Genomic DNA, 14,394 nt, shown 5'->3' with positions numbered 1-14,394 from the left:
GTAAGCAGCGGCACAATGGGGAAAGAATCTCAGTCTAGCCCCATGCTCAAGCCGTGCGCAGGTTGAGATCGAGCTGCCGGCTTGCCGCCCCGTCAGCATCCCCCGCCTGGCCGCGGCTTGCCTCCAGACGCGCGAGATATTCTTCCGTCACGTCCCCGGTGATGTAGTCGCCATCGAAGCAGGAGGTATCGAAGCGGGGAATGGCGGGATTGCCTTCCCGCACCGCCGCCACCAGGGCGTCCAGGTCCTGGTAGATGAGGGCATCCGCCCCGATCTCGCGCCGGATTTCCTCGTCCGTGCGCCCGGTGGCCAGCAATTCTGCCCGCGTGGGCATGTCGATGCCATACACGTTGGGAAAACGCACGGGCGGCGCGGCGGAGGCGAAATATACCTTGCGCGCCCCCGCCTCGCGCGCCATCTGCACGATCTGCCGGCTGGTGGTGCCGCGCACGATGGAATCGTCCACCAGGAGCACATTCTTGCCCTTGAACTCCACCGCCATGGCATTGAGTTTCTGCCGCACGGATTTCTTCCGCACCGCCTGCCCCGGCATGATGAATGTCCGCCCGATGTAGCGGTTCTTGATGAAGCCCTCCCGGTAGAGGATGCCGAGCTCGTTGGCCAGTTGCAAGGCACTGGGACGGCTGGTGTCGGGAATGGGGATCACCACGTCAATGTCGAGATGGGAGAACTCGCGCCGGATTTTCTCCGCCAGCCGCTCACCCATGCGCAGGCGGCTCGCATAGACGGAAATGCCGTTCATCACCGAATCGGGACGGGCGAAATAGACGTATTCGAAGATGCAGGGACTGAGCAGTGGTTGCTGCGCGCATTGCTGGCTGAAGAAATTCCCCTCCTCGTCGATGAAGATGGCCTCGCCCGGCTCCACATCCCGCACCAGGGTGTAGCCCAGGGCGTCGAGGGCCACGCTCTCGGAGGCCACCATGTATTCCGTCCCCTGGTCGGTTTCCAGCTTGCCGAACACCAGCGGGCGGATGCCATAAGGATCGCGGAAGGCGAGCATGCCGTAGCCGGCAATCATCGCCACCACCGCATAGGCGCCGCGACAGCGGCGGTGCACGCCAGCCACCGCCTGGAAGATGTTCGCCACGTCCAGGCGATGATTGGTGGTGCTCTCCTGCAGCTCGTGGGCGAGCACATTGAGCAACACTTCGGAATCGGAATTGGTGTTGAGATGCCGCAAATCCTCGCGGAAGAGCTCCTGCCGCAGCGCATCGGTGTTGGTCAGATTGCCGTTGTGGCCCAGCACCACGCCGAAGGGCGAATTGACGTAGAAGGGCTGCGCCTCGGCGGAGGAGGAGGCGCTCCCGGCGGTGGGATAGCGCACGTGGGCAATCCCCATGTTGCCCAACAGATCCCGCATGTTGCGGGTGCGGAAAACATCGCGCACCATGCCGCCGCTTTTGTGCATGTGGAAGGTGCGCCCCTGGGAAGTGACGATGCCCGCCGCATCCTGTCCCCGATGCTGCAGGAGCATGAGTCCGTCGTAGAGCAGCTGATTGACGGGGGAATGGGAAACGACGCCGATGATTCCGCACATGGCTTGCCTACTCGTATCTGATTTCCCTGGCGATGGCCTCGGGCAGCCAGGGGCGCAGCGCCTCCACCAGCGCTTCCAGGGGGGCGCTGAAGCTCGCATTGCGCCATTCCGGATGGCGCGGCAGATTAGTGAGCCCCGCCACCATGACGAAGGCCGCCACGATCACCAGCCCGCGCGCGAAGCCAAACACCGCACCCAGCAGCCGGTCCAGCGGCCCCACCCCCAGCAGCCGGAGAAACTGGCCGATGGTGATGGAAAGCAGGGTCATGATCAGGAGCGTGGCGAAAAACACCACCACCCAGCCCGCCAGCATGCGTAGCCTCAGGCTTGGAATCGCCTCCGGCAACAAAGGCGCCACCTGCCCGCTATAGAGCCCCGCCATCCAGAAGGCCAGCACCCATGACGCGAGCGCCAGCACTTCCCGCAGAAAGCCGCGCATCACACTCAACAACACCGACACGCCGATGACGATGAGCACGGCGTAATCGAACAACGTCATCTGCGTGCCCCCACCCCGCTCACCGGCGCCAGGCACCCCTTACCTGCCGTTGACCGGCACCAGCTTGCTCTCCAGAGGCTTGGCCTTGAGCTGGATTTTCTCCGCCTCCCGGCTGTCATAGGGGCCGCTGCGCACCCGGATCTTGTCACCCGCGCTGGTCTTGACCACCTCGGTGAAGCTGGCGATCCCTTTGGCTTTCAGTTCCGCCTGCCGCTGGGCGGCGTTTTTCGCCTCCGAGAAAGCGCCGAATTGCACATAGAAGCGCTCGCCGCCGGCCTTGACTGGCGGGGAGGCGGCAGGCTTCTCCTGGGGCGTGGGCTTCTCCTGGGGCGTGGGCTTATCCTGGGGCGTGGGCTTATCCTGCCCGGTGTGGGCAAGCCGCGTTTCCGTTGTCCCCGCCCCCGGGTTCTGGCCGGTTGCCGTTTGAGTTTTTTCCTCCGGGGTGCGCTGCGGTGTCGCGGCGCTCGCGGCAGCGGGGGCCTGGGGCTCGCCACCCGGCTGTATTTTCGGCGTGAAGCCCGTGGCATCCTGCGCCGGGATGCGGATGTCGATGGGCTGCGCTTCCTGCGGTGGCTTGTCCGCCGGCAAAAGCCAGGGCACCACGACCACCACCAGGAGCACCAGCACTACCGCGCCCACCAGCCGGCGCCGGGCGCGTTTGCGGAACTGGATTTCCTCATCGGTGATGTTGGGCGTGTTGGCCATGGGAAGGTCCTGGTTCCTGCGTCACCCACGCAAATGGGCAAGGAGCGCGGCGACGGTGTAAAACGATCCGAAAATCAAAATTCTATCATCTTGCCCGGCGGCCACACAGGCCGCCTCATAGGCCTCGGCCACGTGGCCGAAGGCCAGACAGGGCACGCCGGGCACCACCTCCCGCACCACTTCCGCCAGCTCGGCGCCGCTCGCGCCGCGTGGCGGGGGCAGGCTGGCGACGTACCAGGCATCGACGCTGTCCGCCAGGGCCCGCACCACCCCCGCCATGTCCTTGTCGGCCAGCATGGCGCAAACCGCCAGCGTCCGGGTGCTTCCGGCATCCGCGGCCAGACTCGCCGCCAGCGCCCGCGCCCCGTGGGGGTTGTGGGCCACATCGAGAATCCGACGCGGCCGCCCGGGCAGGACCTGGAAGCGTCCCGCCAGTTGCACGCCGCGCAAGCCCTCGCGGATGGCCTGCGGGGGCACCCACAGCCGGGGTGAAGCCAGGATCAGGGCTTCGATGGCGGCGGCGGCATTGTCCCGTTGATGCATGCCCGCAAGTGCCGGCGGCGGCAGATCGTCGAGGACAAGCCGCCCCCCTTCCCCCTGGTGCCAGAAAGTTAAGCCCCCGCCCTTCTCCTCCCAGCCGAATTCGTGGTCGATGCGCCGCAGACGCGCGCCGATTGCTAAGGCATGGCGCAGGAGGCTTTCGGGTGGGGCGTGGTCGGCGCAGAGGGCGAAACGGCCGGCGCGGTAGATGCCCGCCTTTTCGCGGCCGATGGCCTCCCGGTCCGGACCCAGGTAAGCCATGTGGTCCAGGTCCACGGTGGTGACCACGGCAATGTCGGGATCGAAGACGTTCACCGCATCGAGTCGCCCCCCCATGCCCACCTCCAGCACCGCCACCTCGACTCCCGCCTCGATGAAGAGCCACATGGCGGCCAGGGTGCCGAACTCGAAATAAGTGAGGGAGATCGCGCCCCGTGCCGCTTCCACGGCGGCAAAGGCGCGGCAGAGGTCGTCATCCCGCACCGGCACGCCGCCGATGCGCACCCTTTCGTTGTAAGCGAGCAGATGCGGCGAGGTGTAACAACCTACCCGCAAGCCTGCGGCGCGCAGCATGGCCTCGAGAAAGGCGCAGGTGGAGCCCTTGCCATTGGTGCCCCCCACCGTGAAGATGGGGAAGCGGGGGACAAGCTTCAGCCGGGCGCGCACCGCTTCCACCCGTTCGAGCCCCAGCTCGATGGCGGCAGGATGCAGCCCTTCGAGATAGGCGAGCCACTCCGCGAGGCTCGCCGGCAGGAAGCACTCGCGGCGCGACACGCAAACCTCAGGCGGTGGTGGGCAGACGCATGAGCAGGGTGAGGAGATTGGCCAGCCGGTCACGCATCTGGCGCCGATCGACGATGAGATCGATGCCGCCGTGTTCGAGGAGGAACTCGGCGCGCTGGAAGCCCGCCGGCAGGGTTTGCCGCACCGTCTGCTCGATCACCCGCGGCCCGGCGAAGCCGATGAGGGCGCCCGGCTCGGCGATGATCACATCGCCCAGCATGGCGAAACTCGCCGAAACCCCGCCCATGGTGGGATCGGTGAGCACGGAAATGAACGGCAGCCTTTCCTTGGCAAGCTCAGTGAGCGCCGCCGCGGTCTTCGCCATCTGCATGAGGGAGAACAGCCCTTCCTGCATGCGTGCCCCGCCGCTCGCGGCAAAACTCACCAGGGGCAGACGTTGTTCGCAGCAGACATGCACCGCGCGGACAAAGCGCTCCCCCACCACCGAACCCATGGAACCCCCCATGAAACGGAATTCGAAGGCGGCGGCCACCACCGGCACCGACTTGATGCTGCCGCCGATCACCACCAGGGCATCGGTTTCCCCCGTCTCCTGCTGGGCCTCCTTCAGGCGGTCGGCGTAACGTTTGCTGTCCTTGAATTTCAGGGGATCGAGGGGCAGGCACTCGGCGCCGATCTCGTAGCGCCCCTCCTTGTCGAGGAGCATGTCGAGGCGGTCGCGGGCACCCACCCGGTGATGGAAATTGCATTTGGGACAGACCTGCAGATTCTTTTCCAGGTCTGCGCGGTAGAGCACGGCTTCGCAGGACGGACACTTGCTCCACAGCCCCTCCGGCACCGCCTTTTTGTTGTTGCCCTCCACCTTGCGCTTGATCTTGGGCGGCAGCAGTTTTTGAAACCAGCTCATGGCCTCTCCTCGTCTGTCAGGCGCCAACGGTGGCCGGCGCATCCATCGCCTGGCGGATCTCCCGCAGAAGATGCGCCACGCGATCCTCCAGGGCATCGCGGGGCACGCCTTCCATCGCCTGCACGATGCGGCTGCCGATCACCACGGCATCGGCAAACTCCGCGACCGCCCGCGCCGTGGCCCCGTCGCGGATGCCGAAACCGACGCCGATGGGCAGATCAATCACCCGTCTTAGCGCCGTCACCTTCTGCCGCACCTCGGCAAGATCGAGATGGGTCGCCCCGGTCACCCCTTTGAGGGAAACGTAATAGACGAAACCGCGGGCAAGCTGCGCCACCGCCTGCACCCGCTCCTCGCGGCTGGTGGGTGACAGGAGGAAGATGGGATCGATGCCGGCGTCGGTGAGCAGCGCGGCGAACCCGGCGGCCTCCTCCGGCGGATAATCCACGGTGAGCACACCATCCACGCCCGCTTCCTGCGCCCGGCGCACGAACCGCGCATGCCCCATGGCCTCGATGGGATTGGCATAACCCATCAGCACCACCGGTGTGTCGGGGTCCGTGCGGCGGAAGTCGGCGATAAGCTCCAGCACCTGTGTGAGGCTCGTGCCGTGGGCGAGCGCCCGTTCACTCGAACGCTGGATGATGGGTCCGTCCGCCATGGGATCGGAGAAGGGCACGCCCAGCTCGACGATATCCGCCCCGGCACGCACCAGCGTGTGCATGAGGGCCGGGGTCGCGGCCGGATCGGGGTCCCCGGCGGTGATAAAGGGAATGAGCGCCTTGCGCTCCTGCTGCTGCAGCAAGGCGAAGGTTCTGGCGATGCGGGACATGGCGGCTCCGCGACTCAAAGGCTGATACCGGAGAGGGCGGCGACGGTATTGAGGTCCTTGTCGCCGCGGCCGGAGAGATTGACGAGCAGCACCGCGTCGCGGTCCATGGTGGGCGCGATTTTCATGGCATGGGCCAGGGCGTGGCTGGATTCCAGGGCCGGGATGATGCCTTCGAAACGGCAGAGGTCGTGGAAGGCGGCAAGCGCCTCCTGATCGGTGACGGTGACGTATTCGGCGCGGCCGCTGTCCTTGAGCCAGGCATGTTCCGGCCCCACGCCGGGGTAGTCGAGCCCCGCCGAAATGGAATGGGTTTCCATGATCTGCCCATTGGCATCCTGCATGAGATAGGTGCGGTTGCCATGGAGTACCCCCGGCCGGCCCGCGGAAAGGGGCGCCGCGTGGCGGCCGGTGTCGAGACCCAGGCCACCGGCCTCCACACCGATGAGGCGCACGTTTTCTTCGGCAATGTAGCGGTAGAAAATGCCCATGGCATTGGAGCCGCCGCCCACGCAGGCAATCACCGCGTCCGGCTGGCGGCCGATGAGCGCCTGCATCTGGGCATGGGCCTCATGGCCGATCACCGCCTGGAAGTCCCGTACCATCATGGGATAGGGATGGGGCCCGGCCACGGTGCCGATGATGTAGAAGGTGGTATCCACATGGGTCACCCAATCCCGCATGGCCTCGTTGAGGGCATCCTTCAGGGTGCGGGAACCGGATTCCACCGGCACCACCGTGGCACCCAGCATTTTCATACGAAACACGTTGGGCGCCTGCCGCTTGACGTCCTCCGCCCCCATGTACACCACACATTCCATCCCCATTCGCGCCGCCACCGTGGCGGTAGCCACGCCGTGCTGGCCGGCGCCGGTCTCGGCGATCACCCGCCGCTTGCCCATACGCTTGGCGAGCAGCGCCTGGCCGACGGTGTTGTTGATCTTGTGCGCTCCGGTGTGGTTGAGGTCTTCCCGCTTGAGGAAAATGCGCGCGCCACCCAGGTGATCGCTCAGGCGCTGGGCGTAGTAGATGGGCGTGGCCCGGCCCACGTAGTGCTTGAGATCGCGGGTGAATTCGGCTTGGAAGTCGGGGTCGAAACGGTAGCGCTCGTAGGCCTCCTTGAGCTCCTGCAGCGCCTCCATCAAGGTCTCGGCGACGAAAATGCCACCGTAAGGCCCGAAATGACCCCGTTCGTCCGGCAGGTCATACATCTGCATTGCGCACTCCTCGCATGAACGCAGCGATCCTGGCCGCGTCCTTGATTCCCTTCGCCGCCTCCACGCCGCTCGATACATCCACCGCCCAGGGCCGCACGCGGCGGATAGCCTCCTCCACGTTGTCGGCGGCAAGTCCCCCGGAAAGCACGATGGGCAGGGGCAGATCCCGGGGGATCAGGGACCAGTCGAAAACGCGCCCGGTCCCCCCCGGGGTGCCCTCGACGTAGGCATCCAGCAGAAGCCCCCGGCTGTCGGCGAAGCGGGCCGCCCATTCTACCAGATCGACCCCCGGCCGCACCCGCACCGCCTTGATGTAGGGCCGGCCGAAGGCGCGGCAGTACTCCGGCGGCTCTTCGCCATGGAATTGCAAAAGATCGAGGGGCAGCGCGGCCAGCACGGCCCGCACCGCTTCCGGGGCGGCATCGACGAACAGCCCCACACTGGTGACAAAGGGGGGAAGGCGGGCAAGAATGGCCCGCGCCGCCTCCAGGCTCACGTGACGCGGGCTTTTTTCATAGAAGACGAGGCCGATGGCGTCGGCGCCGGCGTGGGCGGCCGCCAAGGCATCCTCGACGCGGGTTACGCCGCAGATTTTGACGCGTACGGGCATCGGGCTCTCAGCCGGGCAGGGGCAGCGCAGGTTCAGGGCTTGGCGGCAGGCCCCACTCCGGCCCGTAATCGGCGCCGGTGAAATAGAGGCCATCGGCGGCGTAGGTGGGCGCGGCATGGGTGCGGTCGCGCCCGGCCAAAAGCTCCGCGATCCAGCCGGGGGGATATTTTCCCCTGCCCACGTAAACCAGACAACCGACGATGTTGCGCACCATGTGGTGCAGGAAAGCATTGGCGACGAAGTCCAGGACCACCAATTCTCCCTGCCGCGTGACCTCCAGCCGCATGAGGTGGCGCACCGGGCTTTTCGCCTGGCATTCGGCGGCACGGAAGGCGCTGAAATCGTGCTCCCCCACAAGGAGCGCCGCCCCGCTACGCATGGCCTCCACATCCAGCGGTGCATGGCACCAGCCGACGCGGCCGGCCAGCAAACCGGGCCGGGTCGGCCGGTTGAGGAGCAGATAACGGTAACGCCGGGCACGCGCGGAAAAGCGGGCGTGGAAGCGGCCATCCACCGGGCTTGCCCACAGCACACTCACACTGGGGGGCAGGAGCGCGTTCACGCCCCGCACCCAGGCGGTGGCCGGCCGCAGGGCGTGGGTGTCGAAATGCACCACCTGGGCCACCGCATGCACCCCGCTATCGGTCCGACCCGCCGCCACCAGCCGCACCGGATGGCCTGCGATGCGCCCCACGGCCTCCGCCAGCACATCCTGCACGGCGCAGCCGGTGGGCTGGGTCTGCCAGCCGCAGAAGCGGCTGCCATCGTATTCCACGCCGATGGCGATGCGCTGCGGGCTGGCCGTCATGGATGCGCCTGCGCCGCCAGGATCAGCAGCAAAAGGAGCCCGGCCGCCATCCCCGCCACCCCATCCCGCCAGCCGAAGGGGGGCAGATCGACGACCACCTCGCCGGCCCCTGCCGGGGCCGGCTGCTTTAGCTCTCCCAGCAGGGTTTGCGGCTTCAGGGGGACGGCACGGGGGCTGCCATCGCCCAGCACCAGGGCAAGCCGCACCACGAAACGCTCCACGGGAAGCCCAAGGCGGCCCAAGGGCCGCAGGAGGAGATAAAGCCCGCCTAGCAGCTCCGCCTGGCTGAGCCGGTCAAGCAGCCAGGCGAGGCTTATCAGCATGAGGAGCAAACGAAGGGCATAGAGGAAGCCGCTGTAGAGCCCCTCCCCGCTGGGCAGATGGGGGCCGAGGGGCTCGCCGGGGGTGGTCCAGGCATGGGCGAGGAGCAAAAGGAGGAGGAGCAGCCGGGTACGGCGCAGCAGGTGGAGGAAGCGGCGACGCACTGCGGCGCGAAAAAGCGCCACCGCGCCCATGAGGGTAGCCAGCAGCAGGGCAGGCGGCCCCATCACCGGCAGGGCGATGATGAAGGCAAGCCAAAGTCCCAAGAGGGTGGCGGGATTCAACACGGACTCAACCAACGGCCCGGAGGGGCCCAACGGCCCCCCTCGGGGAAGCCGCTGGCTTCCCCGGGGGGTGAGAGATGAGGAGTTTACGCCAAAGTGGCGAGAAGTTTCCTGGCGTCAGCCTGCTGTTCGGGGCCGCCTTCCTGCACCACTTCCTCCAGGATTTCCCGGGCCCCTTCCTTGTCGCCCATTTCCAGGTAGGCGCGGGCGAGGTCGAGCTTGGTGGAGGCTTCCTCCCAGGCATCGGGCTGGCCGGCCACGGTGGGCGCCTCCTCCAGCGGGACGGTGGCGGGCCCTTCGGGCGCCGCGGCAAGCTCCCGGGTCATCTCCCCCGGCATCTCCAATTCGATGCCGGAGAGATCCAGCTCCGGCATGAGGGCTTCGGCTGACTCCGCCACCGGGGGCGCGGCAGCGGGAGTGGGTTCGCTGGGGGTCTCGATCTCGAAGTGGAAATCCAGCCCCTCGGTGGTCCCGGCGGGCTTCGCCGGCTCCCCTTCACCGGGCTGCGGCTGGCTCTCCGTCACCAGAGAAAGTTCGGGGAGCTCCAGGGAGAGGGGGGCTTCGGTGGTGCTGGCGCCTTCCTGTTTCTCCACCGCCTTGGGGATGATGGTGTTAAGGTCGAACTCCAGGGTGCCTTCCGCTGCCGCAGCCGCCTCGGGCTTTTCCCCTTCCCCGGCCGCCTCTTGGAGAGCGGGAGCGGCCGGCGCAATGGTGTCGAGATCGAATTCCAGCGGCACTTCGGTATCCAGGCCACTGGGGACCGTCGCCTGGTCCAGGGGCACGCCGCTTTCGTCCTCAAGGTCCAGGGTGACGTCCACGCTGGGCGTCCTGGCAGCGGCTGCCGCTGCTCCCGCGGCAGCCCCCGCCGCGGCGGCAGCCCCGGCAGCGACCGGCGCGGCGGAGGCGCCACCACCGGCGTAGAGGGGATTGTCCGGGTCGAGCCCCCGTCCCAGCTCCGCGGCCTTCTCCCAGATGGGACCCTGCCCGCCGGTCGCGGCATAGAGCTCGGTGGCGACGGTCTCGAAGGCTTCCTTGTTCCTGCGACCGGCGTAAATCTCCAGCAGTTTGAGCTGGACATCATGGCGGTTGGGGTCCTTGTTGAGGGCTTCCTTGAGGATTTCCTCCGCCTGCGCATCCCGGCCGTAGGCCATGTACACCTCGGCTTCGGCAATGGGATCCACGTCGTGGGTGTCGATGGCCCCCATGCCACCCTGGCTGAAGTCGGTGAGGAAGGAGGTATCGCCGGTGTCGATCTGACCCCCACCCGTGTTGCCGAAGACGGTGTTGGCCTTGAGGTCGCCCCCCGTCATGATGGAGTCTTCGAAGCTTGCCAGCGCTTTTTTGCGCCGCCGGCCCACGGCCCACAGGGCGGCAAGCAGCCCACCGATGAGGACCGCGCCGCCGCCGGCGACATAGACGGGATTGCCCAGCAGCTCTTCCATGAAGGAAGGCTCGGGCACCGGCTCCACCACCGGTTTCTTCGCCGGCGCAGGTTTGGGCGGGGCAGCGGGCTTCGCCGCCGGGGCCTGCGCCGCTTTTTCCGCGGGTTTTTCCTCGGCAGCCTTGGGCGCCTCCAGGGGCTTCGGCTCGGGCGCCTTGGCCGCCTCCTGGGGCTTGGCCGCCTCTTCCGCGGGCTTCATTTCAGGTGCCTTCAGCTCGGGGGCCTTCACCGGCGCCGCAGCCTGCGCCTTGGAGGCGGCGGCGAGCTTCTGCAGTTCGGCGAGTTGCTGGTTCTGGGCTTCCAGCAGGCGTTTCATGTCCTGGATGTTCTTCTCCAGCTCGGCAATGCGGGAGTTGGCCTCCTTGAGGGCCTTTTCCTTTGCCGCGGCTTCTTCCAGCGCCGCATTGAGCTTGTCCTGCAGCGCCTTGCCCTCCGCCGATCCCTTGGCGCCTACCGCACCCTTGCCGGGCGGGACTTCACCTTGGGACAGTTTGAGCACGTCCTTGGGCTCCTTGGCCTCGGGCGCCTTTTCCTCCACCTTGGTGGTGATCCTGCCGCTTGCCTCCTGGCCGGACTCCGCCGGCTGGCTCACCGCCGCGGCCGCCAGCTTCTGCCGGTAGGCATTCCAATCGGCGGCGTGGGCCTTGACCTGGCGTGCCGCCTCAGTGCGGCTGACGGCGGTCGCCTCCTCCGCCGCGGGCACGCGCAGGATCTGGCCGCTGCGCAGGCGATTCATGTTGTTGCCCTCGAAGGCCTGGCGGTTCGCCTCGAAGAGGGCAACCAGCATCTGCTCCAGGCTCACCCCCTCCGGCTTCACGCTTTGGGCGATTTTCGCCAGGGTGTCCCCCGGCTTGACCCGGTAGGTCTTCTGCTCCGCCACGGGCGCCACCGCCGCCGGTGCCGGCGTGGCGGAAGGTGTGACTTCCCGCTCACCCTCGAAGTGGGGGAAGGTCTGCTCTGCGGGTGTCAAGGGCGCGGGGGGCACGGCCTTGACCAGGACTTCGGGTTTGGCTGGCGCGGGTTTCGGCTCCGGCGCCCGCGCCGCGGCCTTCCTGCGGGAAGGCTTTTCCGCCACGGCGGCAGGCTCGGGCTTGGGCGCAGCCACCGGGGCAGCAGCCGCCTCACGCGCCACGGGTGCCGCGGCCGGGATGGGTGGCGTCACCGTGGCCACAGCGGGACGCTCCTGCAGACCCGGCGGGTCGAGGAGAACGGTGTAGCCGCGGAAAATGCGGCCGCCGGGCCAGTCCAACTGGATGAGGAGCTGCAGGAAGGGCTCGTTGATGGGTTGCGTCGAGGTGACCTTGAGGTAGGGCTGGCCGTTGGGGCGCTTCTCCACCGCGAGCCGCAACGCCCCCGCCCCCTCCGGCCGCTCCAGACCCGCGCGGCGGTATTCTTCCGCCGGCGCGATCCGGGGCACGAGGAGGTCCACCTCGTCCTTGGGCACGGCAATGAGGTCGATCTCGGCGCGCAGGGGCTGGCCCAGAGCCGAAATCACGGTGATGTTGCCCAGCCCCGCAGCAAAAGAGGCCCAGGGCATGGCAAAAAGCGCACCCGCAATCAGCCAACGCTTCAGAGTCTGTTTAGGTTTCATGCCACCCTCATGAATGTCCTGGCCAGGCTAAGCACGGTAACATCAAATAGTTATCGATGCAAGCTGATCCGGCATGTTAAGTCAGCGGGAATTCCCGATTAACTTTTCGGCAATCTGCACGCAATTGAGCGCCCCGCCTTTGCGCATGTTGTCAACTACGGCCCAAAAGGTGATTCCTTTAGCATTTTCCGCCGATGCGCGCACCCGACCGATGAAAATCGGGTCGTTGGTGGCAGCCTCCATGACCGGCGTGGGCCAGCCACCCGCCTCCGGCCGGTCGTAGAGCACCACACCCGGGGCCACGTCGAACAGACGCTGAACCGCCTCCCGGCTCACGGGTCGTTGGGTATCGGCCTGGACCACCAGAGCCTGGCCGAAAAACACCGGCACACGCACGCAGGTCGCCTCCAGGCTCACGCCCGGCAGCCCGAGCAGACGCTTGAGCTGCGCGATCAGGGTGCGCTCCGCGCTGCTGTAGCCGGAATCATCCGGCGCGCCGATCTGCGGCAGCAGATTGAAGGCGATCTGTTTCGGATACACCTCGGCCTGCACGGTCGTCTGATTGAAAAGCGCCATGGACTGGCGGGCGAGCTCCTCCACCGCGGCGCGTCCGGTTCCGGAAACCGGCTCCAGGCTCACCAGCCGGACCACTGTCAAGCCGAAGGGATCGACGAGGGGCTTGAGGGTGGCGGCCGCGAGCACCGCCGCGGCGCTGGGGCTGGCGAAGAGGCGGCCCTGATGGAGGGCGTCGGGGTTCACCTCGGGCACCACCAGCGGCACCTCGGGATCCTCCGCCAGGGCGCCGCTTGCATCGATGATGCGGCAGCCGGCGCGGTTTGCCCGCGGTACCTGCTCCAAGGTTTGCGCCGGCCCGCCGCAGAAGAAAACCAGGGGCGCTGCCGCGAAGTCGAAATCGGCCACCTCGCGCACCGTGTGGTCACGGCCGGCGAAGGTTACGGTCTCCCCCACTTCCTCGCCGCTATCGAGAAGATGGAGCGCCCCCACCGGGAAGGCGCGCTCCTCCAGGATTTCCAGCAGGGTTTCCCCCAGGAGGGTGCGGGGTCCCACCACGCAGACGTCGTATTTCATCGCGACTTCCCAGGAAAACGGCGGCAGGTGAAGCCCGGGCAAGACCGCCGGCCCCTTTGCCGCGCCGGCCGGCGGACGCGGGCGGCTACTGCCGCTCGAGCAGGATGCGCAGCATGCGGCGCAAGGGTTCCGCCGCCCCCCACAGGAGCTGATCGCCCACCGTGAAGGCGGAAAGGTATTGCGGCCCCATGTTGAGCTTGCGCAGGCGCCCCACCGGCACCGTCAGTGTGCCGGTGACGGCAGCGGGGGTCAGTTCCCGCATGGTGATTTCCCGCTCGTTGGGCACCACCTTCACCCAGGGGTTGTGGGCGGCGAGGATGTCGTGGATGTCGGCAAGGGGCACGTCCCGCGTCAGCTTGATGGTGAGCGCCTGGCTGTGGCAGCGCATGGCGCCGATGCGCACACACAGGCCGTCGATGGGAATGGGGTTGTCGCTGCGCCCCAGGATCTTGTTGCATTCCACCTGGGCTTTCCACTCCTCCCGGCTCTGCCCACTGGCAAGCTGGGCGTCGATCCAGGGGATGAGGGAACCGGCCAGGGGCACCGGCCAGGCATCGAGGGGAAAGCGGTCGGAGCGGAGGAAATCCGCCACCTTGCGGTCGATCTCCAGGATGGCGGAGGCCGGGTCGTCCAGCAAGTCCTTCACCTCGGCGTGGATGGCCCCCATCTGCTGCAAAAGCTCGCGCATGTTGCGCGCGCCGGCCCCGGAAGCGGCCTGGTAGGTCATGGGGCTGATCCACTCCACAAGCCCCTGCTCGAAGAGGCCGCCAAGGGCCATCAGCATGAGGGAGACGGTGCAGTTGCCGCCGACGTAGGTCTTCACGCCCCGGGCGAGGGCGGCATCGATCACCCGGCGGTTGACCGGATCGAGGATGATCACCGCATCCTCCTCCATGCGCAGGGTGGAGGCGGCGTCGATCCAGTAGCCCTGCCAGCCCGCGGCGCGCAGGCGGGGATACACGTCCTTGGTGTAGTCCCCGCCCTGACAGGTGACGATGACCTGCATCGCCTTGAGCTCATCGAGATTGTAGGCATCCTTCAGGGGCGGCACCTCCCGGCCCACCTCCGGCCCCCGGCCGCCGGGGTTGGAGGTGGTGAAGAACACCGGTTCGATGAGATCGAAGTCCTTCTCTTCCCGCATGCGCTGCATGAGCACCGAGCCCACCATGCCACGCCAGCCGATGAATCCTGTTCTCACGGTCTTCTCCTTCGTTGCGCCAGGGGTCAAACCAGAAGGTCCATCCACCC

Annotated in this window: 13 protein-coding genes; all 13 read right to left on the bottom strand. The window is 67.2% G+C overall.

Annotation, left to right across the window (positions count from 1 at the left end; genetic code table 11):
• Positions 1–46: 46 nt before the first annotated feature.
• Entirely contained in the window at positions 47–1,561 is a 1,515-nt protein-coding gene (gene purF / locus K6T56_05305; GenBank protein MCL6555762.1) for an amidophosphoribosyltransferase, read from the bottom strand.
• 7 nt (positions 1,562–1,568) lie between these two features.
• Positions 1,569–2,060: a CvpA family protein gene (locus K6T56_05300; GenBank protein MCL6555761.1), complete on the bottom strand. Its 492-nt coding sequence runs from the start codon at positions 2,058–2,060 to the stop codon at positions 1,569–1,571.
• A gap of 39 nt (positions 2,061–2,099) precedes the next feature.
• A complete protein-coding gene (locus K6T56_05295; GenBank protein ID MCL6555760.1) occupies positions 2,100–2,765 on the bottom strand; it encodes an SPOR domain-containing protein in 666 nt (221 codons plus the stop codon).
• A gap of 21 nt (positions 2,766–2,786) precedes the next feature.
• A complete protein-coding gene (folC, locus tag K6T56_05290) occupies positions 2,787–4,079 on the bottom strand; it encodes a bifunctional tetrahydrofolate synthase/dihydrofolate synthase (protein MCL6555759.1) in 1,293 nt (430 codons plus the stop codon).
• A gap of 7 nt (positions 4,080–4,086) precedes the next feature.
• Positions 4,087–4,956 carry an acetyl-CoA carboxylase, carboxyltransferase subunit beta gene (gene accD, locus K6T56_05285; protein MCL6555758.1) on the bottom strand — a complete coding sequence of 290 codons (870 nt, stop codon included), beginning with the start codon at positions 4,954–4,956 and terminating at the stop codon, positions 4,087–4,089.
• A 16-nt stretch (positions 4,957–4,972) separates the two neighbouring features.
• Entirely contained in the window at positions 4,973–5,788 is an 816-nt protein-coding gene (trpA, locus tag K6T56_05280) for a tryptophan synthase subunit alpha (protein ID MCL6555757.1), read from the bottom strand.
• Positions 5,789–5,802: 14 nt separating this feature from the next.
• Positions 5,803–6,996 (bottom strand): tryptophan synthase subunit beta, encoded by a 1,194-nt coding sequence (gene trpB / locus K6T56_05275; GenBank protein ID MCL6555756.1) that lies wholly within the window; start codon positions 6,994–6,996, stop codon positions 5,803–5,805.
• Positions 6,989–7,612 (bottom strand): phosphoribosylanthranilate isomerase, encoded by a 624-nt coding sequence (locus K6T56_05270; protein ID MCL6555755.1) that lies wholly within the window; start codon positions 7,610–7,612, stop codon positions 6,989–6,991. Before K6T56_05270 ends, trpB begins: the two co-directional genes overlap by 8 nt.
• A gap of 7 nt (positions 7,613–7,619) precedes the next feature.
• Positions 7,620–8,420 (bottom strand): tRNA pseudouridine(38-40) synthase TruA, encoded by an 801-nt coding sequence (truA, locus tag K6T56_05265; GenBank protein MCL6555754.1) that lies wholly within the window; start codon positions 8,418–8,420, stop codon positions 7,620–7,622.
• A complete protein-coding gene (locus tag K6T56_05260; protein MCL6555753.1) occupies positions 8,417–9,028 on the bottom strand; it encodes a hypothetical protein in 612 nt (203 codons plus the stop codon). Before K6T56_05260 ends, truA begins: the two co-directional genes overlap by 4 nt.
• Positions 9,029–9,111: 83 nt before the next feature.
• Positions 9,112–12,057 carry a LysM peptidoglycan-binding domain-containing protein gene (locus K6T56_05255; GenBank protein ID MCL6555752.1) on the bottom strand — a complete coding sequence of 982 codons (2,946 nt, stop codon included), beginning with the start codon at positions 12,055–12,057 and terminating at the stop codon, positions 9,112–9,114.
• Between the two features lie 81 nt (positions 12,058–12,138).
• Complete coding sequence (locus K6T56_05250; GenBank protein ID MCL6555751.1) at positions 12,139–13,146, bottom strand: aspartate-semialdehyde dehydrogenase; 1,008 nt, start codon at positions 13,144–13,146, stop codon at positions 12,139–12,141.
• Positions 13,147–13,231: 85 nt separating this feature from the next.
• Positions 13,232–14,344, bottom strand: a complete 1,113-nt coding sequence (asd, locus tag K6T56_05245) for an aspartate-semialdehyde dehydrogenase (GenBank protein MCL6555750.1) — start codon at positions 14,342–14,344, stop codon at positions 13,232–13,234.
• Positions 14,345–14,394: the final 50 nt, after the last annotated feature.

It is taken from the genome of Burkholderiales bacterium (assembly GCA_023511995.1).
GTDB lineage: Bacteria > Pseudomonadota > Gammaproteobacteria > Burkholderiales > Thiobacteraceae > Thiobacter.
The sequence above is the reverse complement of the archived record's forward strand: the minus strand, read 5'-3'. Positions and strand labels throughout refer to the sequence as shown.